Source organism: Adlercreutzia sp. ZJ141 (genome assembly GCF_011038965.1).
Taxonomy (GTDB): Bacteria; Actinomycetota; Coriobacteriia; order Coriobacteriales; family Eggerthellaceae; genus ZJ141.
The window spans coordinates 89,593-113,503 of record NZ_JAAKEB010000006.1; the positions used below are offsets into that span (position 1 = coordinate 89,593).

Below are 23,911 nucleotides of genomic sequence, written 5' to 3' on the forward strand. Positions count from 1 at the left end.
TTTCTTCTGATCGCTTTGTGTCGTGCTCATATGAGGGCAAAGTCATCAATGTCATCTACAGCAATTCGCTTATTGAGCGCATTGATGCATTGCTGGACATACTGAGAGACAACTGACACCAAACGATACAATCCGCCACGATAGGACACCTCTTTGTTTGCAAGGTCGGCAAGCTGTCTGCGCATGACGGCATCAAATTCTCCCGCAAGGCAATCCACCACCAATCTGTCCACGGCAGGGCGGAAAGGCTCCATCAGATCGCACGTGAGATTGAACTGGTTGTACTCATTTCTATGACAGATCCCCACCTGCGTGATGCATCCACGAGAGGTTACCTCTCGGTTAACCATGGAAAGCAAAATGGCATACCCGTAGTTCAGTGCCGCATTAATTGGTGTGTTTGTCTCACGAGAGAAATCTGGTCCAAACAAAGCCGCAAAATATAACCGAGCCGCCTGAGCTTCCCTGTTCGTCACGTCCCCCGAACGAACTTCTGGAATAACCCCATACAACGTCTTTGCCTCACGATCATAGTCGCGTTCTTCCAAGAAACGCGCTTGCTCCCGAATCTTGTCGCGTACAACCTTCTGCCACACACGCTTTTTGATGGGCTCGCCCCACTCCATCTGCTCTGCTATGCGCTTACTGGTGTTATGCGCTCCATAGAGGGGTAAGTACTGCCCCACCGGATTGCATTTATCGTCGCTCACCAGCAAAGAAATCTTGCTCTGTGCCAGTTCCGCCATAAGATACGCACTGATATAGACCTGTCTGGTCTGCAATATAATGGTTGAGATTTCAGACAAATGCACCTTTGCGGTGCCATCCTCTTTGCGCACCACTAAGTAGCCACTTTTGTACGACAAGCGACAAGGGCTTTCTACGAATACCGTCCTAAAGGCCAATATGCGTCCGCCTTTCAAACATTCCCGTCACAGACTGGTCGATAAAGGTGATACCACCTCCTTTGGTCAAAATGTTACTGTAGGAGGGATGGATACACCCCGCATATTTGGAACCCCCAGCACATTCCAAAATCACCATATTTCGCGCTCCACTGGCCGCTTCAACCAACGCTCGCAAAACAACTCCCTGAGATTCCGCCCCCAATCCAGAAAAAACACCTTCAAGCCGCTCAATTTGAAGCAGCTGCGATAGCTTCGGTGAATACCCTTTAAGCGAGCTAACAATTGTCAGAAATACCCGATCTCGTTCTGCACTTGTAGTCGGCTTTCCTTCAATGACTCGCAGCATTGTCCACATCTCATCGCGATTGAAAGCAACCGCCACGGCATTTCTTGCCTCTCTCTTTCCTGTCAGATACAAGCGATTTCCGTCAAACTCCATCAGCTGACGCTTGTATATTTTTGGGCGAACGATTTTAACGAACTCAAATCCCTTTTCCTTAGCAAGACCTCGGGCGTATTCAGCTAAGGCGTCACTATGGGAAGTAATGCTCGACGCCACAGAAACCGGGACCTGCGCAAATTCCAGCACGGATACACCCTTTTTATTCATAGCTTTATAAATGAAAAAGTATGCAAACTCGGTTCCCGAATATCCACCGTACTTCATGGGGTCAAGCCCCTTTTTCAGCGAAATACCTGGGGCTTTCTTCCCTCCACGCGGAGAGTAGATGGTCGCTGTCCAGAACGCTCCGCTTGTCTCTTCGGGCATCCTTGAAATGAAACATTGGCGGCAATCAAAATAACGCTTAAGGCGTTCCAGCTCTTTATTTGGAGCCCAGTCATCTATGACAATCTCGCCTGTCTCCGTGTCGTACCCTGGACGCATAAAACTCTTGATCAAAAACGACGAATCACCAGGCAGATGCCCCCGACGTGCCTCGTTTGCTTCCCTTTTCACAAAGGCTCTTAGCATTTTCGCGTATCGAATTGGATTCTCGTACACATCGTTATGACGCTTCAAGATAAAGCGTCCGATTTCTGCCGCCAGCAATGCATCGTGAGCATGATGGAAATCATTCGCCTCACGACACTTCGGGAAAAGCGGTGGGATGCCATCTTTTTCTCGTTTGTGCTTACCAGGAAATTCGCGCAGCTCATGAGACAGAGCCGCTTTGATCGGCACAATGCTCACCTCTGGATACTGCGCATCCAAAAGCATTTGCACTGTCTTTACAACTTGATGCGTTTCTACCAGCTGGCGCGCAACAAAACCCTTCATCTGCCTTTCAGAAATACCTGAGCGCATAAGGTTGTTGTATTTCTTGTCTCCAATGAGCTTTGCGTCGTGAAGAGCCCTCCAATACGGTGCCATCTTCCTGCGAACGCCCTGGTCAATCAGCATCTGATCAGACTTTGCTTCATTTTCAGAGGCCAACACCAGAGCTTTGTTCTCGAAACTATCATCTTTGATATATGACTGGGGAATGATATGGTCAACATGATAGTCGCCTGAAGAAAGCCGCTCGATTTTGATAGGCGTACCCGAATACAACGACTTGCCACCTTGCATGAAATACAACGTCAAGCGCTCATTCAGATCGACGTTCCCCTTTGCGTGTTCAGCCAGCTCTTTCGATACTTCGCTATCCCAAAAACCAGACGCATTTTCCTTCAGCTTTGTCATGGCGTCCTTCAACGCATCGTAGCGCCTTTTTGTGCGTTGCCCCCGTTTTTTAGCATCTTCCCCACGCGCAACCTCAACAAAGATATTGGCAGGCGCATGTCCCGCTATATCAACAATCTCTTTAACAATGAGCAATGCCTGGCTGATACTACGACGCAACGCCGGTGATCCGGGAAGATCTTCCAAATTCAATCCCGCACCCAAAAGATGCTCTTTATTCCAATCATCAATTACCTTGGTAAACTCCAGATTGTCATCATGCAAGACTTCCATAAGAACCATGGCGTTCCCATGCGACTTACCCGTGTAATTTGGATTCCCCTCACGTAGCACATCCATAATTGAGCGTTCACCGTCATCCGTGGAGACCTTTATCTCACACAACAGCTTTTTCGACAGCTTTCCCCAGCCCGTAAATCGCTTACGAACGATTTTGTCGATTTTCTCACTTGTTAAACGCTCGCCATACTTTGTCTTGAGCTTATCGCGAAATATGCCGCGATCTTCGAAGAGAGTGCTCCACAGAATGATTTCTTCAACCATATCGTAATCTGAGCCCGTGATATCCTCAACACCAAGAACATCCTTGAAGAAGTGATACGACGTCAACTTTGACTCAAAGCCGCTTTCGCCTTGCCCACCCGACACATGCACATGACTATGACAGCGCGGGCTCTGCGCCATCCAATCAGATACTTTTTTGTAAGTTATTTTGCCCTTGCGCTGTTTGAACAGCTCTTCCATCATGTCAGTGCGATCAGCATAATCGAAGCGATGCTTCTTGTCTCCATCTTGTGTAAATCGTGCCCCGTTGAGCTCGTTAAGCACGCAAAACTCTTCATAAAGCAGCGAGCTTTTAGGAAGAACCGGTTCACCCTGCAAATACGTACACGTGCCCGTCATGCGACGGATAAATGCCTCGGCACTGGCATCCTTGTCAATAATGTCTTCCCAGTTCCAAGGATAGATCTTCGTATCCTCCATACCAGGCTTGCGAATTGACCACGCAAAGCGCGGATCTCCGTCGGGCTTGTCGCCTGCTCTGCGCGCGCCCTTTTGCGTAAGTGGCCCCACGTAATAGGGGATGCGAAACTCAACAAGCGATTCCAGCTCTTTTTCATGTTCAGCCAAAAACGGATAGAACCGCGACTGGTTTTGAATAATGGCGTGCATTTCTTCAAGATGCAATTGGAAAGGGATGGCTCCATTATCGCTCGTTTTAAGACGGCGCAGAAAGCGCTCATTCTCAAAGTCTTCTATCATGCGAAGATAGCGCCCGTCTGCTTCTGCGGCCGTACCCTTAAAAAGACCTTGTGTCTCTTTTTTGAATTCATCATATGAAGTCATACCATGCACTTCGTTGTACTTCGTATAACCCTTGGCCTTTGCCTTGTCATACATATATTTCTGTGGATGCATCTCAGTAGCCGGATAAAATGAACCGCGGAAGAAAGCATCGAACTTCTCAGGCGCATAATCCTTCACCAGGGCTTTGAGCATCTTGAGCTGGTCTTTATACCTGTTGTATTCGGCTACTTTGTTCTGAGAAAGCGATCCTCCAGGATTAGCTGAAAGTAACCCCTGTAGAACATAAGAAGAGTAGACCGCTCTCATAGAGTCAAAGAACAGGCGAGCTTCTTCGGGGCAGATTGCTTCGAAATCCTCTACCTCATCATCTTTGGAAAGGCTTATCTTGGTCTTTTTGTCCTCGGGCGCTTCTTCGCCGATAAAGAACACGTGAGCAAGTTCCGCACTTACACCCACAATAGCTCCAGCCAGAGCCTTTGCCATGTTCTTTGCCGCCTTCGCATTAAACCCAGCAAGCGCATCTTCGTCTGCATCGCTCAGTGCCGCAATTCCAAGAAGCGGAACGATGCGTTCTTTGATAGCTGTGCGTGACTGCTGTGTATTACCCAAAGCCTCGGCTATCGCCTCTGCATTATCCTGAGCGGTGCAGCTAATGCCTTTTTCATCACACCATTCACTTAGCTTAAGGCACAAATCTTGTACTGAAGCATCCATGTCTGCATGTTTGGAAGAAAGCTCCTTATTGCCCTGCTGAAGGAAGTTCCCGCGATGCTTGACAATGTTATGCAAAGCCAGATAGATAAGCCTGATATCTGCCTTTTCGTCTGTTTCCATCAGATATGCACGCAGGTGATATATCGTAGGAAACGCTTTGTAATAGTCCTTTTCAGAGAAGTTAGAATTATTAAAGAGGGGCCAAGTATAACTTACGTGACCTTCTTCGCGATCTTCTGACAACAAGCGCGATTGCCCGAGGCGCACAAAGAATTCTGGATCGATTCGGTTCATCTCTTCTAAGAAAAACTCTTGTAGCAAATCAAGACGCCACCGCCTTCGCACATAACGACGCCGCTGGCCACGCGGAACACGCGCCGCTGAAGCCGGTTCAGCATTAGGAAACAAACGACTACCCCATGTAGGCTTGCCCTTGAAATGGCACAGATTGCCCTCGGCATCAGTAACCGCCCACCCCACGGAGCCTGTTCCGATATCGAGGCCTATGCTGTATTCGTCAACATTTCTCAGGTTCATGCTTCCCATTTCCTTTCCTGCGTGCTAAAGTGGCAACGTCTTGATACCAGTCAGGACGTTACTGCGAGTCAAAATACGGCTTAGCCAAAAATGCCTTTCTCGAAGGCGCCACGTAGGTGGCATATTCTGACTCACGAAGAACCCTTTCGAGGGTTCTTTTCTTTTCTTAACCTACGCTCTGTATATGACGTTTTTACCATACTTTCGTAGATTATTTGTCCCATACAAGGGAAATGTCCAACGAGCTGTATCGGCAGTGGAAGGAATACGATAATTAGGCAAGCTTAGGCTGACTTCAATATACGTTAACGAGTAGGTGGTGTGATATGAAGGAATACGACGAGGTTATCGTACCCGATGGACGGATTGGCCACATCATCGAGCTTTTCGATAACGGCGACTGCTACGTTGAGTTTAGAACACCAGATGGACCCGATGCATACGAAGACGAGTTTTTCAAAGCGAACCAGGTGAAACTTGCTGATATTTATGTCCGTGATTAACAGCAATGTGTCAGCAGGGCGTACATACACCGTCAAGCCTGGTGATACGCTTTCTCGTATCGCTGCAAAGTACGGTACAACTTACGTAGACATTGCGGCAAAGAACGGTATTGCTGACCCGAACAAAATCTATCCAGGGCAAAGGCTTGTAGTCTAGCGACAATTTGGGGCACCGTGGAATCGGTGCCCCAAATTCGTGCGTTAGAGAGCGATTACGAAAGTTGTCTATCTGATCTTTTTCATATCGTCTGCAACAAGTGTTTTCAGATACTCGGTGACGTTTTCTTGAGATTTCAGCCAATCGTACATGGCTTCATCTTCGGCATTCGGATAGAACCGTAGTACAAGCTGCTTGACGCTCTTTTTCCTGTAGGTGTTCTCTGCCTTTCTCTGTGCATCTGTTTTCATATCTATAGCGATGGTATGATGGGCGGTGAAGCGGTGCCGCCCGCTTTTGCAAGCGGCACCTTTTGGCTATCGGGTGGCTTTCCGGTTATTCTTGCGGTGCCAAACGCTAAAACGAATAACCCAGTCACCCAGAGCCAGCTCCACGCTAACCCTTTTCATCGCTTCACCTCCTTTCGTTTCCTGGCACTTGATATTATATGGTATACCACATAATAATGCAAGAAAAATTTTGAAATAATATGAGGTGAATCTCTATATTTTGTACGTTTGACAAGGATTGCGGTGAAAGTTGAGCTGGTGTCGCCGATCGGTTTCAACTCACGCATATTAAGGGCTCAATAATCTGCGGTGTGTCCTTCGGAATTCCCCGCTCTTTGTGCGTTTTATGTGCCGGAGATTGTAAACTTTTCATATCCTAACTATATCCTAAGTTAACGCTATTAGCGTGTTTCTCGTAACTCTCGAATATGTAGAGCCAGTTCACGGGCTTGTAAAAAGCATATGGGGCAGTTAGAGTTCACTGTTAGTCAAGAACGAGCGGGGTGGCGAAATTAATCAGCGGTTCCCTCGCTGTTGGAACAAAAACGACAAGGAGGGCATAACATGCCAGCGATCATAACCCACGACTTCTTTGGCCGAGATGTATACGACGACCTGTTCCAACTCATTGGCGGCTCGAAGGACGAAGCGGATGCGTTCCTGCTCGGAAACCAAGGGCCCGACCCACTGTTCTACAGTGTCATCACACCTACAGTCGCGCGCTTCCACACACTGGGCACACGCATGCACCTAGATGCGCCTTCCGAACTCATACATGCCTTGAAGGCGTCCATTTTCGAGCTTGACGAGCACGACCGCGCAATCGGTCGAGCCTACGCCTTAGGGTTTATCTGCCATTACTCACTCGACAGCACGATGCACCCATTCGTTTACGCAAGCCAGTTCGCCCTATGCGATGCCGGCGTACACGGACTTTCGCGCGAAGACGGCTCTGAAGTACATGCCATTATCGAAAGCGAGTTCGACGAAATGGTGCTGTTCACCAAACGAGGGCTTACCATTGCGTCGTTTAATCCCTCACGCGAAATCCTGCAGGCAAGCGAACGCGTACTGCGCATCATAAGTGCCATGTATGCCTTCGTTGCGAGCACCACCTATGGCGTGCGCGTGCCTAAGCACTTGTTCTCTATCGCCGTACACGATTTCCGCATCGCGCAGCGTGCGTTCCGCTCGCCTTCCGGCATCAAGCGCAGCATTGTGGGAGCCGCCGAAGAAATTGTTCGCCCGTACTCGTTCTTCCGCGCCATGAGCCATCGCAACGTTGCGCTTTCGCACAGCGCATTCGACAATCACGACCATGCGCCTTGGACGTGCCCATTCACGGGAAGCACCAGCACCGATGGATTTTGGGAATTGTACGATCAGGCCCTTCATGTGGCGAAGCGCAACATTGTCGCATTCGAAAGCCCCTCTTTCAGCGAAGCCGAAGCCCGTGCGCTCACCGGCGAGTTGAACTTCTCGGGTGAACCCGCAGCCGCCTACATCACCAGCGTCGAACCTATCGCCGCGAAGGAGGATGCATGCTCGAGGTAGTGCTTGCCATCCCCTACTGGCTAGAACTCACCGCAACGGTGTTTTGCGCCATCAGCGGTGCCATGGCGGCGGTACGCGCACATTACGACATTTTCGGCGTCGTGTGTCTCGCTATTGTCACGGGGCTTGCCGGCGGCATGATCCGCGACGTGTTCTTACAAAACTACGGCATTTACGCGTTCCAGCAACCCACACTCATCCTCGCCTGTGTGATTATGGGCTTGGTAGTGTTCTACCTGGGCAGGTTGGTCACGTATTTCAATCCTATCACCGACTTCGTCGAGTGCCTGTCAACTGCCCTGTTCGTGGTACTGGGCACAGGAAAAGCGCTGTCGGCCGGGCAAGAGGTGGTGCCTGCCATCATCCTGGGCATGATAACCGCAATCGGCGGCGGTGTTGTGCGTGACATCTGCATGACACGCCCCCCGTCGACGTTTCAAGCAGGCCCACTGTACTCCGTGGCAGCGCTCGTGGGAGCCACGGTGTTTGCGCTCATGAAGCAGAATCACCTGCTCGAACAATACGCCGCCACCTCATGCGTGATTCTGGTCATTGTGCTGCGCTACGCCGCGCTGTATTTCAATTGGAGCACGCAAACCGCCCGCGACCATTCGGGCATCGTAGTACGTGCCATCACGAAGCCGGTAGTTATCGCCGCGCAGAAGGCACGCCCGCCGAAAGGAAAACTCGCCCGCGAAAAGTCGCTAAGCACCTACGGCAAAATCGCGGCGCGCCTGCAGCAGTGGGTCACGCAGTTCGAGGTTGACGAGGTAACCGTTATCCCTAAGAATACTGAGAACAACACGCAAAGCGGTAAGAATAAATCGATGTCCTGCCCCGATGAAGAAGAATGTATCGAAAGCGACCTGATAAGCGTCGACCGCGGCGAGCTGCGTAGCTTCCTCGAAGAGCTCTACGAGAAGCATCACCAGGTAAACGCCTCAAAACGCTAGGAAACACTGAGTAAGCTGGCCTTGATCAGTGTTTTCCTTGCGACCTTGCGCCGCACAGTAAAAGGCGGGCGCTTCCATTTGTGAAGCACCCGCCCTCATGGTAACTATCAAAGAGCTTATGTGAGCCTTGAGAGTTTACACGTTGCGCAACATGACGTCTTCCATGATGTTTGACACGTCTTCGCACGCATCGCAGCAACGCTCCATGCGCTCGAAGATCTGCGACCACACATGCACGCGCATTGGCTCATCACGATCCTCAGTGTGCAAGCTGCGGATGACATCGATATAGAGCTGGTCGCCCTCTTCCTCACAGTCGTTCACCTTGATAATAAGCTTCTTGAAGTGCTTCGACTTCTTGAAGTTGCGGAAGTCACCCATAGCCTCTTCAACCGCTTGGCAGCTCTTCTTGATAAGCTTCGCAAAGTCAATCGCATGTTCGTGCATGAAATGAATGTCGTACATGTAGAAGCGCAGGATAACGTCTTCAATAAGGTCAATAACACCGTCGAGGTTGTGAGCAAGCGCGAGAAGATCTTCGCGATCGAACGGCGTGATGAAGTCATTTGCCACACTTCTGCTAACCGCATGATTAATCTCGTCGCCCTGATGCTCGATTTCATGCGCCTTATCTATCACCGATTGCAACTTGTCGGCAGTGGTGAAGTTCTCGATGGCTTCGAGAAGCACCTCGGCCTCTTGAACTGCGAGCTTCGCCTGATGCTCAAATGCGTCGAAGTAGTCAAACCTGTCTTTCTTAGCCATAGCAGCGCCTTTCTCCTTAAAGCCCGCGTTCAAATAACGCGCAACTCAAGTGTAGCGCACTTTGAAACGTAAAAACCGCGTAAGGTGACAATTTGACACACTACTGGGCAAATGCCGCGAACACGCGCTTTCTTTCCACACCAATGGTGGTGTAGTAGTTATGCCCAGGAAGCACGATGGTATCATCAGGCAGCGCCGCCAACCGCTTCAGCGATACTCGCATGTCATCCATACTGCTATCGTCGAAATCGGTGCGACCGATGGTTCCGTAAAACAGCGTGTCACCCGACAACAGTACCGGCTTCCCTTGCTTGTGTACTCCGAACTGCGGATCGAGATACAAGCAAATACCGCCTTTCGTGTGACCAGGCGTGGCGATAACCTTCCAGGCCATATTACCAATTTGTAAGATGTCGCCATGCTCAACCACATGGTCAACCGGGCATGGATCGGCCTTCACATGGCCTTCAGGAAGGGCAACGTCTCCCGAAATACGCGGCGCATCAACCGCCGAAGCGATGGTTATAGCCCCGGTCTTCTCGCGAAGTTCGCGCGCGGCACCCACGTGATCAGCGTGCCAGTGAGTGAGCACGATAGCGTCGATGGGCACACCACCCGCTGCTTCAATAATAGCGTCGGCCTGACCACCCGGATCGACCACCATAAGCCCTGCCCCATCGCTTATCTGGTACGTATTAACTTCCAAATAACCCGTGCGCTGATATGCGACGTCAACGCAGGTATTCTCAATCGCGTACTTCCTCGGCATTGCAATCCTTTCCGTTACAAACACTTGGGCGCATCCCGCGCATCGGCGCCTTACTTTGCCTTCTTCGACACACCGGGAACCATGCGGCGTGCGTCAAACACGCCCTCAATCCGGCGCAACTTGTCAAGCACTATCTCGATGCTGTTAATATCCGACACTTGGAACAAAAAGCGCATCTCAACCATGCTGTCGCGATGCGACGTGGTCGAACTCGACAAGACATTCGCCCCCATGTCGCTGAGTACAACCACCACGTCGCGTAACAGATTCGTGCGATCAAGGCATTCCAAAAACACCTCAACCTTGTACGAGGTATTGCGCGGCAAATCGTTTTCCCACGACACTTCGATGATACGTTCCGGCGAGCGCTTGAGATCAACTGCGTTCGGACAGTCGGCTCGATGCACCGAAACACCGCGACCACGCGTCACGAACCCGAGTATCTCGTCGCCCGGAACAGGATTACAGCACCGACTCAAGCGCACCAGTACGTCATCAACACCACGCACCACAATGCCGTTGTCGGCATGTGTTTCGTGTCGCTTGGGCCGCTTCACGCTAGTGAGCATGGGTGGCATCTTTCCCGTCGACATGGCAGAGTTGGCAATACGTACCTCTTCACCCGACTCTGACCCGCGATCAACCAGAATCTTCAGCAGGCGATTCGCCACAGCCTGAGGGTTCTCACGACCGGTGCCGATGGCTACCAGCATGTCTTCATCATCCTTGTAGCCCAGCGTATCGGCGACACCTTTAACGGCGCGTGTTGCCTGAGCGTTCGAAATGCCCAACCCATGCTTGCGCATTTCACGGACCAGACGGTCGTGTCCTTCCTGCAAATCGTCCGATCGACTCGCTTTACTGAAGAAGGCACGAATCTTATGGCGCGCCGAGGTAGTTTTCACCATATTCAACCAGTTGCGCGATGGAGTGGCGCTTTTCTGCGTGAGAATTTCCACACGATCGCCCAGCTGCAGCTCGTACGACAGCGGCACAATTGAGCCATTCACCTTCGCACCAACGCAGTGATTTCCTACCTCGGTGTGGATAGCATAGGCGAAATCGATCGGGGTTGATCCCGCACGCAAGTTCATGACCTCACCCTTCGGCGTGAACACGAACACTTCGCTCGGTGCCAAGTCGACTTTTAAGTCTTTCAGGAACTCGCGCGAGTCTTGTGTGTCGTCTTGCCAGTCAATCATCTGGCGCAACCACGCAAGCTGCTGATCCATCGCAGCGTCGCGAGAGGCACCCTTTTCCTTGTAGCGCCAGTGAGCCGCCACGCCATACTCGCTGGCGTGATGCATGTCCTCAGTTCTGATCTGCACCTCAAGCGGACGACCCGCAGGTCCGATAACAGTGGTGTGCAGGCTTTGGTACATGTTGAACTTGGGCATAGCAATGTAGTCTTTGAAGCGTCCAGGCATGGGATGCCACAGGGTGTGTACCGCGCCGAGCGCCGAATAGCAATCCTTCACCGTTTTCACGATGATGCGCACGGCTATGAGGTCGTAAATTTCCGAGAATCCCTTTCCCTTGCGCGTCATCTTCTGGTAGATGGACCACAAATGCTTCGGACGCCCCATAATCTGGGCATCGATGCTCACCTTGTCCATTTCGCCGCGCAGTACGCCAATAACAAGCGCTAGGTATTCTTCACGCTCGGCACGGCTTTCGGTAACCATGCGCGATATCTGCTTGAACTTGTTGGGCTCAAGGTAGAAAAACGCCAGGTCCTCAAGCTCCCATTTAATGGAGTTGATGCCAAGCCGGTGTGCAATAGGCGCGTAGATTTCCAGCGTCTCGCGGCTCTTGAAGATGCGTCGGTCTTCACGCAGCGCGCCGAGCGTACGCATGTTGTGCAGACGGTCGGCAAGCTTGATGACGATGACGCGGATGTCTTTGCTCATGGCCACAAACATCTTACGGATGGTCGCCGCCTGCTTATCGGATAGGCTTTCCACCTCAATGCGCGTGATTTTCGTCACGCCATCGACAAGCTGGGATATCTGGGGGCTGAAGCGCTTCGCTACCAGCTCGCTTGTCACGTCGGTATCTTCAACCGTATCATGCAGCAGCGCCGCGCACAGCGTTTCGACATCCATGCGCAAATCGGACAAAATGATGGCAACTTCCACCGGATGTGCAATGAAGGGCTCGCCGCTCTTGCGGCATTGACCCTCGTGTGCCTCGGAGGCGAAGCGAAATGCCCGCTCGAGCAGCGCCTCGTCGGTCTCGGACAGATAGATTCTTGTTAAGCGCTGTAATTCGGCGAAACGTTCTTCGGGCGAGCCGTTCGAGGCCAGCCTGGTTTTGACGTCGGTAGCAAACGCCTTTTGCGCAACATGTGCGCGCCCGATCATGTCGTCGTGATGCTCTGCTACGATGCCAGGTGTTGGCTTCACAGCTTGCTTCGCGGCTTCGCCAAGCAGCTCTTCGCGGTCGTTCGATGCGTCCATGCGCGCTCCTTCCTTCGCAGCGCCTATCGTAGCGCACCGGGGGTTTTGCATCCACCCGAATTCTCGTCATCATCGAAGCTGCGTGCATCGTTAGGCATGATCGGTCTCGATATGCGCCCGTGCACGGCATCCCGATCGCTTCTCATAACCCAGTCGCGAAATGCATGGAACACTTCGCGCTCATCGAGGCCCTCACGGTAGCGGATGCTGTCAGTGAGCTCGACTTTATTCTTCGTGTCAATCACGCGGATAGCATGTGCAACGCCATCGGCAACATGCGTCGTATGGGTTTCAATAAGTCCTAGCTCGCGGAATACCGCAACTCCACACGCCGCCGCAGCCGCACTTACCGGAAATGCGTCGGTACTCGCCGCCGCGGCAAGATCGGCGTTACCCACCGCAAAGGACCCCGCCCCGCACTCGCGCTGCATCGCGCGCAGACGGCGATACACCTGCGCCATGCAATCGTGATCGGGCGTCATGTCATGTAAGATGCGCTCATTTATGGAGCAGTCCTGCCGGCTAAATAGAAGATGCACAAATGCTGGTTTGCCATCGCGACCAGCGCGGCCGCTCATCTGATTAAACTCGATCTCATTGAACGGTAAATGGTACAGTGCCACGTGCCGAATGTCAGCGATATTCACACCTTCACCAAACGCGCTCGTAGCCACCAGTACCGACAGCGACCCGGTGCGGAACAAATCCTCAATACGCTTGCGCTCAAGGCGCGAGAGCCCCGCGTTGTAGAAACCAATCATCGGTGCCAACTGGGGCACGCGGCGACGAAGAGCGCGCGCCACAGCGACTGAGCGCTCGCGGGAATTTACGAAAATGAGCGTCTTTTGCCCCTGCGCAATGAGGTTCGCTAGGTAGTCGTCGCGGTTTCGGCAGTTGCGCTTGTCGACAACTCGCAGATTCGGGCGATCGGAGAAATCGAACACACGCTCCTTAATGGGAAGCTCACGCATGATAGCGGCCTCTGCCACATCGTCAGCCGTTGCAGTGAGCGCCAAAACCACGACGTCGCCAAGCTTAGCCACCGACGACCCCAAGTTCGCATACGCGCTGCGCTGTCCGGCGCGAGCAAGGGCGATGTGGTGAGCTTCGTCCACTACTACGAAGCGAATGCGACGCGCGGCAGCGAACTCGTCGGCGTGCCAGGCAAGAAACTCCGGTGTAGTTAGCACGACATCGATCGAGCCATCCGCCAGTCCATCAAAGGAGCGGCGCCGTTCCTCGGGTGTGCTTTCCCCCGTGAGCGTGGCCACGCCAACACCAAACGATTCAAGCGAAGCGCGCAAATGAAATGCCTGATCAGCGATAAGTGCTCGTAGCGGATACACGAACAAACTTGCCTCGCCATCGCGCAATGCACGCGTGGCGGCATGCACCTGAAAGGTGAGTGACTTGCCACGGCCTGTCGCCATAACAGCAAGCGTAGAGACATTTTGCCCCAAATGGTCGAGGATGCGCCTTTGTGCGGGATGCAACTTCGCGTCGCCAATAATGGCGTGCACCACGGCGCGCTCCAAACCCTGCGGGTCGGCATCAGCAGTACGCCGCCAAATAGCTCGGCGACGTTCCTGCGCTGATTCGTACGCTTCCACCTCTTCAGGAGTGTGCTGATGATCGGTACACAAGTCGACATCGCTCATGGCGTACAAATCGGCCACGAAATTCAGGTTATCGGGGTCAAGACACGCTTCAAGCGCCGCACATGCGCGGGCGGGGGAAAGTGACTGCAACATGGCCTTCACACTGCGCCGACCACGCCATTCGTCAATTTGCACCTCAAATGCGGCATTCACCACGCTGTCAGTGTGCATAAGCGTGTCGATGTTCGAGCAATGGAACATGATACCGGAAACCGTTCCTCGACCATCCGACAGCGTACAGGAGAAATGGTTCTTTTCTGCGCCCACGGCCCGACAGTTCGACAGCGTCACGTTACTCGCCAAAAACACCGGCGACTTGCGCTCCTGCCCAAACGGAGCCAGCATGTTCAGCTGCTGTGCACCTTCGAGCGTGAGCTCATCAAGCTCCACGCGAGCATCAATTTCGACAAGTGGGTGGAAATCGTCAGCAGGAAGCGCATCCATGTACGCACACAAGCGCCGCTCAAATTCAGGCAACACGTCGGCTGGCAACGTCACACCCACTGCCGCCTCGTGCCCACCAAAGCGAATACACAGATCAGATACGCTTTCCACTGCCTTGAACAAGTTTACCGTACCCACGCTGCGACCGCTGCCACGAGCCTCGCCATCCTCGATCGTAAACAGCAAACACGGCACGCCGTACGCTTTCGACAGGCGACTTGCAACAATGCCCTTAACGCCCTCATGCCAGCCTTCGCCCGCCACCACCAGTGCCCGCTGCCCATGGTAGGTCTTTTCGGCTTCAGCCTTGGCAATTTCCGATAGCTCGGCTTCGATGGCACGGCGCTGATCGTTCACTGCTTCGAGCCGCTCGGCTAAACGGTGAGCTTCTTCGAAATCATCGGTCATCAGCAGGTCGAGTGCCAATTGCGCGTCGCCCATACGTCCTGCCGCATTCAGGCGCGGCACCACGGAAAAGCTCATGTTGGTTGAGGTTACCTGCTTACCGGCCGCACCGCTCGTTTCCAAAAGCGCCGCGATACATGGGCGCGGATGCGCGTTCATACGAGCCAGACCGTCAGCAACGAGCGCACGGTTCTCGTCACGCATGGGCATGAGATCGGCCACTGTGCCTAACGTGGCGAAGTCGGTAAACTCGCGCCACAGGTGTGGCTGCCCAAAGCGCGCGCCTAGCACCTGCACGAGCTTGAGTGCCACGCCAACGCCTGCCAGAATGGCACTGGGGCAATCGTCTCCGATCTTTGGGTCGGCAACCGGCACACCAACGGGTACCGACTCGGAGGGTTCGTGGTGGTCGGTAACAGCAAATTTCAAGCCAGCATCCACGATCATGGCGGCTTCCTCCTTGCAGGAGATGCCGCAGTCAACCGTTACAATAAAGTCGGGTCCGAAACTGCACGCGCGCATGATAGACGCTTGCGACAGACCGTAACCCTCTTCGAAACGCCGCGGAATGAACGGCACAGCATCGGCCCCTAAGCAGCGCAGTCCACGCGTAAGTACCGTGGTAGCCGAAATACCGTCAAGGTCGAAATCGCCGAACACCAAAATGCGTTCGCCAGCACGCATGGCGCTCTCAAGCGCGTCGGCAACAGCGGCAAGACCGGGAATACTATACGGATCGAGCCAATCGCGACCGAGCGACGGCGTGAGAAAGCGTTTGGCATCTTCGACGGTGCGAATGCCGCGCGAAGCCATCACACGCGCCACAAACCGGGGAATGCCCAACTCGCGATGAATCAACTGAACGACGGCCGAATCGGCCGACTTAATGCTAAACTGAACCGACATGGTAATCGCGCCTCACATGCTGTAAACGTCATTTGGCCTTATTGTCCCACAACCCTCCCTGCATTTCATCGCGAATTACTCGCCGATTAGGGTACCCTGTAAGCGAACGCGTTTCGCCTTCGCTTTACACCCGCAAAGCAAAGCGAACCTTACGAACAGGAGAATGCCTATGGGAAACTGTCTCGTCGCGCAATCGGGCGGACCAACCGCCGTCATCAATGCCACTTTGGCGGGCGTCATCCGAGCAAACCAGCTCAACCCCATCTACGACCGCGTGTTTGGCGGCATCGGTGGTATCGAAGGCGTGCTGAACGGAGCGCTGTATGACCTGACAAATCTGACCAGCCATGAGCTCGACCTACTCGAACAAACACCCTCATCCACACTGGGAACGTGCCGGTACAAGATGAGACGCGACAACCCTGCCGATTTCGAGCGACTACTCAATGTCTTAGATGACGCCAATATCGACGCGATGTTCTACATCGGCGGCAACGACTCGATGGACACCGTGGCTGCAATGGCGGAATACTCCATCACCCATGGTTCGGGCAAGCGCTTTATAGGAATACCGAAAACGGTCGACAATGACCTCGTGAACGTTGACCACTGCCCCGGATTTGCCAGCGCGGCAAAAGTGGCGAATCAGATCGTGCATGCAACCGCTCTCGATTACGCCGCATATACACGACCTGAAGTGTTCGTACTAGAAACCATGGGACGCGACGCCGGCTGGCTGGCGGCGAGTTGTTGCGTCACTGGCGACGTTGACCTGGTAGTGCTGCCCGAAGTTGATTTCGACCGCGACTCGTTCCTTGACCAGGTAAAAGCATGTATGGAAGCAAAAGGCGAATGCTACATCGTGGTGTCTGAAGGAGCGCATTACGCAGATGGAACGTATGTTTCTGCAGGCAAAAGCGAAGATGACGGCTTCTCACATGCGGTGCTCGGGGGCGCTGGAGCCGTTATCAAGCAGATGATTATCGACGCGCACATCGCGCCACGCGGCTTGGTTCAGGACCTGTCACGCGCCGCGCGGTCGAGCAACTTCGCACAAAGTTTGGTTGATGTTACCGAAGCGTATGAGCTGGGGCTCAGTGCCCACATGCGCAGTGCACACCCCGACTTCACCGCACAAGTGGTGGGCGTGGCCCCACGCTCAGCCGAAGAGATTGCAGCTGGCGAATACAACGCTCGCTTCTTTGCCAGACCCGCACGCGAGCTCGCCAACTACGTGCGTCACTTTCCTACCGAGTGGATTCTTCCCGACTACCGCGGCGTGACAGACGAGGCGCTGTCGTACTTCCGTCCGCTGATCGAAGGCGAACCGAAGCTCATCATGGAAGGCGGCATACCTGCAACGCTGCCGCCATTCAGCCGGAGATAACGCACTCACGACGCATGCCGATCAAAAGAAAATGTGTCAGCGTGTGACAGTGGGCGTCTCTGACACGCTCTGGCACAACGATAGGAACCCGCGCCATTACAGCCGGGTCCCTATCGTTGATATCGTAGAACAGCGTAAACGAGCAGCAGCGTGAACGAGCCGCTTACTTCGCCACGATGTTCACCAGACGACCTGCAATAACGATCACCTTCACGACGTTTTTGCCCTCAAGCGCCCGCGAAACGGCCTCTTGCGCGGCGTCCTTCACCGTATCCTCGGCGGCGTCGGCGGCAACGGTGATCTTGGCCTTCACCTTGCCGTTCACCTGCACAGCAAGCTCCACCTCGTCGGCCTTGGCCTGATCGGGGTCAAACTCGGGCCACGCCTGGGTGTGTACGGAAATCCCTGCGTGCCCCAGCGCTGTCTGCCACAGCTCTTCAGCCCAGTGCGGCGCAATCGGCGCCATAAGCTTCACCAACACCTCGGCCACCTCGCGGCTGAAAGAACCTGCCTTCTCACACCCCAACCGGCGCTCGGGCGAAGCTGCACGCAGAAATGCTCCAGCAGCATTCACGAGTTCCATGATCGCCGCGATGGCGGTGTTGAAGTTGTTGCGCTCGAAGTCTTCAATAACCTTACCCACCACGCGATGGCGCTCGCGTCGCAACTCGTCCATGGCCGCATGTGTGGCGTCCTTGTCGGCTTCAGTGCCGCTGAACAGGGTATCGTCGCCTGCCTCGCCCACCAGATCGCACACAGTGCGCCAGGCGCGGTTCAGGAACTTATACATGCCCGCCAGGCCGTCTTCGTTCCACAGCTTCTCCTTGTCGGGCGGACCCATGAACAGCATGGTAGCACGTACCGCATCGGCACCGTAATTCGCGATCATTTCCTCAGGCGACACCACGTTGCCCTTCGATTTGCTCATAACCTCGCCGTTCGAATCAAGCACCATGCCTTGGCACAGCAGGTTGGTGAACGGTTCATCAAAGGAGAGCATTCCCATATCGCGCAGCACCTTCGTGAAGAAGCGGCTGTACAACAGGTGCAAAATGGCGTGCTCGATACCACCGATATACTGGTCAACCGGCATCCATGCGTTGGTCTTTTCCGGATCGAACGGTGCCTGCGCATTGTGTGGATCGGTGTAACGCATGTAGTACCAGCTTGAACACGTAAACGTATCCATGGTGTCGGTTTCGCGCCGTGCGACCCCTCCGCAGACAGGGCACGTGCAGGACGCGAAACCCTCGTGTGTAGCAAGCGTTTCGCCAGCGGCCAGATCGATGTCTTCAGGCAGACGCACCGGCAGGTCTTCTTCGGGAACGGGTACCACACCGCACGTGGGGCAATGGATGGCAGGAATAGGGTTGCCCCAATAGCGCTGACGGGAAATAAGCCAGTCGCGCAGACGGAACTCCACCTTACGACGGCCCGTGCCACTCCGCTCAAGTTCGGCGACTACGGCTTCCTCGGCCGGCGAGTGCTTGCCGCCCACAAGCCCCGTGTAAGGGCCGGACTGCACAAGAATACCCTCGGCTGCATAGGCGCACTCCCAATCAACCGTGGTAACTGCACGGTTTTGCTCGTCTTTGAGCTGGGGATACAGCGGGTCATCCTCACCTAAGATAATCGGAATAATAGGCAAGTCGTACTTGCGAGCGAACTCGAAGTCGCGTTGGTCACCACAGGGAACGGCCATGACTGCACCGGTACCGTAGTCGGCCACCACGTAGTCGGCAACCCACACAGGCACCTTCTCACCGTTGATGGGATTCACCACGTAGCGGCCCGTAAACACGCCGTGCTTCTCGTGATCGCCCTGAGCGCGCTCCACGGCGCTTACCTTTGCCGCAGCCTCCACGAGCTCCATGACAGGCTTTTCATATTCGGTACCCGCTACCAAGTCGCGCAAGCCTTTGTATTCGGGAGCCAACACGAAAAAGCTGCAGCCGAACAACGTATCAGCACGCGTGGTGAACACGGTGATGGTTTCCCAGGAGGATTGGTTGTTCTGATCGTTTGGATTGTTTTGGTCGCCCTGGTCGTTCGTAGCGTCAGCGAGGATTTCTGTGGTGCCCGAGATTGACGGGCTGGCGGAGGCGAAGCCTACTTCGGTAGGCGAGCCTTCGTCAGCATGGCAAGATTGGGTGCCACAGAAAGTCGCAGCGTCGGCCTGTTCCGCTTGTCCCGTCAGGGCAAGCGGAACTAATTTGAAATCGACTTCGGCGCCTTCCGAGCGACCGATCCAGTTCGCCTGCTGCTGCTTCACACGCTCCGGCCAGCCTTCCAGCTGATCGAGATCGTCGAGCAGCTCCTGCGCGTAGTCGGTAATCTTGAAGTACCACTGGGTGAGATCGCGCTTCTCAACCTCGGAGTTGCAGCGCCAGCAGCGGCCTTCGGTAACCTGCTCGTTTGCGAGCACCGTAGCGCAGCTCGGGCACCAGTTCACCGGCGAGTTGCGACGCTCAACCAGCCCACGCTTCCAGAACTGCAGGAAGATCCACTGCCCCCAGCGGTAGTACTCGGGGTCGCACGCCACCACGGTGCGGTCCCAGTCATAAGAAAACCCCATGCGCTTAAAGCTTGCCTTTTGCGTGTCGATGTTCGCATATGTCCACTTCGCGGGATGACTCTTGTGCTTGATGGCGGCGTTTTCCGCTGGCAGGCCAAACGCATCCCAACCCATAGGATGCAGCACATTGTACCCGCGCATCCGGGAATACCGCGCAACCACGTCACCATAGGTGTAGTTGCTCACATGCCCCATATGAATGTCGCCCGAGGGATACGGGAACATCTCGAGCACGTACTTTTTCGGCTTCGAAGGATCTTCCGTCACCTTATACAGGTCGGCGTCGGCCCAGGCCTGCTGCCAGCGAGGTTCGATCTCGTGCGGATTATAAGCTTTCATGATCGCTCTTCCTTGCGTTGTAACGGGGTAAAATCGCAGGTGCCATTGTAGCAGTCTTGGCAAGGTTGCGTGCTTGATTCCACGTTGTCCTATACCCAATCGCGGCGCATTGCTTCCCATTTCGCATCGCGGCCGGCCACTACACTGGCAACTTCGTCGTCGGTGAGCGCGCGGAAGCGTCCTTGCCGACGCAGGTAATGCTCGACGCTGCCAAACGCCACTGGATCGGCCTCGAAGCGCTTTGGGTTGCGGCTCAACTTGAAACTGCCACCCGGCACGCCCGACACGTCCGCACCCTCATACTCAGCCAAATACCACAGCCCGCAGTCGACCATTTCCTTCGCGATATCAATGGTGTCGTCCACCGCACAGCCCCAACCCGTCGGACACGGCGCAATCACATGGATGTACTTCGTGCCGCGAATGGAGGCTGCACGCTGCACCTTGCGCATGAAATCGGGTAAATACCCGACAGACGCCGTGGCAGCATACGGAATACCATGCGCGGCCACGATTTCGAACATATTCTTCTTCTGCGTCAGGCACCCGTGCGCATTTTTCCCCGCAGGTGTCGTCGTGGTCTTCGCGCCGAACGGCGTCAGCGACGACTTCTGGATGCCCGTATTCATGTACGCCTCGTTGTCGTAGCAGATGTACAGGATGTCGTCGTTGCGGTCGATAGCACCCGACAGCGCCTGGATGCCGATATCAGCCGTGCCTCCGTCGCCAGCAAAGCCCACTACCGTACAATCCTCGAGCTTCTTACCCTGCACGCGCAGCCCTGCCTCGATACCCGACAGCACGGCGGCGGTGGCAGCAAACGGTGTGATGATGGCATTGGTGGAAAAGCACAGCTGCGGAAAGTTAAAACCCACAGCACTCATGCAGCCCGCTGGCAGCGCCACAACGGCATGTGGCCCAAGCACCTTGAGCGCCGCACGTACCGCAAGCGATCCGCCGCAACCCGCGCATGCTTTGTGGCCGAAAAACAGCTCGTCATCGGTGATGTTGCGTGCATTGATGGCCATTACCGCACCTCCGTTTCGCGTACCGAGAAAACCTGCGCTTTGCTGGAGTCGCCGTCGCCATCGCAGCTCGGCGCGGCGCACCCGGCGCCGTTGTCGCGAAGCTCGCCACCAAGCACTCGACCGCAGCCAGGTTCAGGGTCAAGAGAATCGACACCCAAAAACGTTACACGCGGTAGCTCGGTTGCCGCAGCACGCCCCTGCTCGCGCACCTGAGCAGCCACGCACTGCAACGCACGAAATATACTCACAACGTGATCTTCCGAAATATTGTCGCCACCCAAGCCACCAATGAAGTTGTACGTAGGAGCGGTTATCCCCGCCTGTTGCAGCGCCGAATTGACATTTGTGAACACCGTGCCCTCCGCACCGAAGGAGATATCTTTTTCCAGCACGGCCACCGCTTCTGCACCGTGCAGCGCACGCGCGATCTGACGCGCCGGAAACGGACGCATGTAGCGAATCTTCAGCAAGCCGGCACGCACGCCGCTTGCACGCAAGTGGCTCACAACACCACGGGCGAGCCCGGCAACCGACCCGAGCGTAACTAACACCACTTCGGCGTCATCGCAATCAATCGCCTCTATCATGCCTGGGTACCGCCGTCCGGTAACCTCTTCGAAACGGCGCTCCACAACGGATACCACCTGCGGCACCGCTTCGGCCATATCGCGATGTGCCCAATACTTGTAGTAACGATTGAACTCCGGACCCGCAGAATACCCCATGTTCACCGGATGGTCGAAATCAAAGCAGTTGCCCGCCGCATCGTACGGAGGCAGAATCGCGTCAGCTTCGCTGGGTTCGGGAATGTCCACGTTCTCGTACGTATGTGTGAGCGCAAATCCATCAAGGTTTACCATGAACGGCATACGAACACGCATGTCTTCCGCAACAGCGTAGGCCATGAGCGCCAAATCGAGTGCTTCTTGGTTGTTTTCGGCGTACGCTTGAATCCACCCGTGATCGAGCAGCGCCAGTGAATCGCGCTGGTCGCCGTAGATGTTCCAGGGCAGTGCCGTTGCTCGGTTGGCGTTCATCATAACAATGGGAAACCGCCCGCCTGCCGCGTAGGTTAGCACCTCGGCCATGTACAACAGCCCTTGGCTGCTCGTTGCTGTAAACGTTCGGGCACCGGTGGCGGCAGCGCCCATGGCAGCAGACAGAGCCGAATGCTCGGATTCCACATGAATGTACTCGGCGGCAAGCTGGCCCGATTCCACCATTTCGGACAATCGCTCGACCACCACCGTCTGCGGCGTGATGGGATAGGCGGAAATTACCTGCGGGCGAGCCAGACGCACGCCTTCAGCAAACGCCTCGTCACCAGAAAGAAAGCGCTTCATCTACTCATTCGCCTCGCTTTCAGGAATCATGCGAAGGGCCCAAAAGCGACACATCCGCACGCAAATGCCGCAGCCCTTACAGAAGTCGTAATCAACAGCAACACCACCTGGGCTAACCTGCCGACTTGTACCTCCCTGGTCCACATCAGTCAGCGAGGGCGCACAGGGTACGTCAGATTGCGGTGAGAGTCCGAGGAAGCGGCCTTCGGGCCGCGACGAGGGATCGGAGCCGCAAGATGGCGTGGCCTGTGCGGCCGCAGCGTCGGCGAGTTCCGTCGGTCGGCAGACCGACGGAACTCTATAAATAGCGCCATCGGGACAATAGAGATAGCATTGCAGGCAGTTTGTACACTTCTCGGCATCGATGACGGGGCGTATGTTGCGCCACCCGGCGTTCTTCGCCACCAAGTGGCCCGCCGGATAACACGTAGTACGCGCATACACGGCATGATCTAAGCTCGGTGGGCAGGCAAGATGCGAACGCAGAACGGGAATATGCTCGCAGGTGCGCACCACATCGCCAACTGGCACATTCGCCGCCGTACCAATGCGAGAAACGTCGTTGTTCATCGGAGTGTTCCTTCCTTGCCATCGACACTACCCTCTCGCATTACACGGCGCGCCTCGTCAACGATACGCTCGTTCTTCTCGTGCAGTTTCGCTGGCATGTACTGACGAATGGCTTGCTTCACCTCGTCGGCAGAAAGCGTGTTGCCAAGCGCCGAAATGGCTCCTAAGAATACTGTATTAGGAATGGGTCTGCCAAGCAACGCTTCGGATATCCCGTTCGCGTCGATGGCGATAATGTGGGCGTCCGCCGAGTCTCCGAAGGCGGCAGTCAGATCGACTGCCGAGCGAGCGCTGTTTACCAGCACGCAACCGCCCGGCTTCACCTCAGCCTGCCATCCGCTCGAAAGCAGCGTTTCGTCCAGATATACCACATAATCGGCGCGCGTGACAGCGCTGCGGTCGCCAATGGGCGCATCGGACACCTTCGTAAACGCACGCATGGGCGCACCACGCCGCTCCGGCCCAAACGACGGGAACGCTAGCGCATAGCGCCCTTCACGCAGCGATGACGCTGCGCCCAACAGGCGCGCCGCCGTGAACGCGCCTTGTCCGCCGCGTCCATGCCACAGTATTTCGATCATGCACGTCCCTCTCTGACGAATAACTCTCATCCAGTTACAGAGAATGCAAGTATACCGCTCCCGCGCTGCTTCAG

The 23,911-nt window shown here is 54.8% G+C and carries 15 protein-coding genes; 4 read left to right on the forward strand and 11 right to left on the reverse strand.

Features of this window, described 5'->3' with window-relative positions; genetic code table 11:
- Positions 1-26 precede the first annotated feature (26 nt).
- Both cas1 and cas9 read right to left on the reverse strand, forming a co-directional pair.
- Positions 27-923: a type II CRISPR-associated endonuclease Cas1 gene (gene cas1, locus G7Y44_RS04175; RefSeq protein WP_371807457.1), complete on the reverse strand. Its 897-nt coding sequence runs from the start codon at positions 921-923 to the stop codon at positions 27-29.
- On the reverse strand, positions 895-5,151 hold the full coding sequence (gene cas9 / locus G7Y44_RS04180) for a type II CRISPR RNA-guided endonuclease Cas9 (RefSeq protein WP_165247815.1): 4,257 nt from the start codon (positions 5,149-5,151) through the stop codon (positions 895-897). The genes cas1 and cas9 overlap by 29 nt, the downstream gene beginning before the upstream one ends.
- Before the next feature lie 326 nt (positions 5,152-5,477).
- On the opposite strand from cas9, the gene G7Y44_RS04185 reads away from it, so the two are divergent.
- From G7Y44_RS04185 to G7Y44_RS04200, 3 genes are all read left to right on the forward strand, one after another.
- On the forward strand, positions 5,478-5,654 hold the full coding sequence (locus tag G7Y44_RS04185; RefSeq protein ID WP_165046170.1) for a hypothetical protein: 177 nt from the start codon (positions 5,478-5,480) through the stop codon (positions 5,652-5,654).
- A gap of 1,011 nt (positions 5,655-6,665) precedes the next feature.
- The gene (locus G7Y44_RS04195) at positions 6,666-7,655 is read left to right on the forward strand and encodes a zinc dependent phospholipase C family protein (RefSeq protein ID WP_165247819.1); all 990 of its coding nucleotides are present in this window, start codon (positions 6,666-6,668) and stop codon (positions 7,653-7,655) included.
- Positions 7,643-8,608: a trimeric intracellular cation channel family protein gene (locus G7Y44_RS04200; protein WP_165247821.1), complete on the forward strand. Its 966-nt coding sequence runs from the start codon at positions 7,643-7,645 to the stop codon at positions 8,606-8,608. The genes G7Y44_RS04195 and G7Y44_RS04200 overlap by 13 nt, the downstream gene beginning before the upstream one ends.
- A 135-nt stretch (positions 8,609-8,743) precedes the next feature.
- Here G7Y44_RS04200 and G7Y44_RS04205 read toward each other — a convergent pair whose 3' ends face one another.
- The 4 genes from G7Y44_RS04205 to recJ all read right to left on the reverse strand — a co-directional run bounded on the left by G7Y44_RS04205 (position 8,744) and on the right by recJ (position 16,014).
- Positions 8,744-9,373: a DUF47 domain-containing protein gene (locus tag G7Y44_RS04205; RefSeq protein ID WP_165043144.1), complete on the reverse strand. Its 630-nt coding sequence runs from the start codon at positions 9,371-9,373 to the stop codon at positions 8,744-8,746.
- Positions 9,374-9,473: 100 nt separating this feature from the next.
- Positions 9,474-10,142, reverse strand: a complete 669-nt coding sequence (locus tag G7Y44_RS04210; protein ID WP_165247823.1) for an MBL fold metallo-hydrolase — start codon at positions 10,140-10,142, stop codon at positions 9,474-9,476.
- 50 nt (positions 10,143-10,192) lie between these two features.
- Positions 10,193-12,601, reverse strand: a complete 2,409-nt coding sequence (locus tag G7Y44_RS04215; protein ID WP_165247825.1) for a RelA/SpoT family protein — start codon at positions 12,599-12,601, stop codon at positions 10,193-10,195.
- 23 nt (positions 12,602-12,624) lie between these two features.
- On the reverse strand, positions 12,625-16,014 hold the full coding sequence (gene recJ / locus G7Y44_RS04220) for a single-stranded-DNA-specific exonuclease RecJ (protein WP_165247827.1): 3,390 nt from the start codon (positions 16,012-16,014) through the stop codon (positions 12,625-12,627).
- A 169-nt stretch (positions 16,015-16,183) separates the two neighbouring features.
- On the opposite strand from recJ, the gene G7Y44_RS04225 reads away from it, so the two are divergent.
- Positions 16,184-17,401, forward strand: coding sequence for a diphosphate--fructose-6-phosphate 1-phosphotransferase (locus tag G7Y44_RS04225; RefSeq protein WP_165247829.1), 1,218 nt, complete (start codon positions 16,184-16,186; stop codon positions 17,399-17,401).
- 163 nt (positions 17,402-17,564) lie between these two features.
- On the opposite strand, the gene leuS is transcribed toward G7Y44_RS04225, so the two are convergent.
- The 5 genes from leuS to G7Y44_RS10390 all read right to left on the reverse strand — a co-directional run bounded on the left by leuS (position 17,565) and on the right by G7Y44_RS10390 (position 23,837).
- Positions 17,565-20,315 carry a leucine--tRNA ligase gene (leuS, locus tag G7Y44_RS04230; protein ID WP_241159174.1) on the reverse strand — a complete coding sequence of 917 codons (2,751 nt, stop codon included), beginning with the start codon at positions 20,313-20,315 and terminating at the stop codon, positions 17,565-17,567.
- 89 nt (positions 20,316-20,404) lie between these two features.
- A complete protein-coding gene (locus G7Y44_RS04235) occupies positions 20,405-21,343 on the reverse strand; it encodes a thiamine pyrophosphate-dependent enzyme (protein ID WP_165247830.1) in 939 nt (312 codons plus the stop codon).
- Complete coding sequence (gene porA, locus G7Y44_RS04240) at positions 21,343-22,686, reverse strand: pyruvate ferredoxin oxidoreductase (protein WP_241159175.1); 1,344 nt, start codon at positions 22,684-22,686, stop codon at positions 21,343-21,345. Before porA ends, G7Y44_RS04235 begins: the two co-directional genes overlap by 1 nt.
- Entirely contained in the window at positions 22,687-23,256 is a 570-nt protein-coding gene (locus tag G7Y44_RS10385) for a 4Fe-4S binding protein (protein WP_241159176.1), read from the reverse strand.
- A complete protein-coding gene (locus G7Y44_RS10390) occupies positions 23,253-23,837 on the reverse strand; it encodes a 2-oxoacid:acceptor oxidoreductase family protein (RefSeq protein ID WP_241159177.1) in 585 nt (194 codons plus the stop codon). Before G7Y44_RS10390 ends, G7Y44_RS10385 begins: the two co-directional genes overlap by 4 nt.
- Positions 23,838-23,911 lie beyond the last annotated feature (74 nt).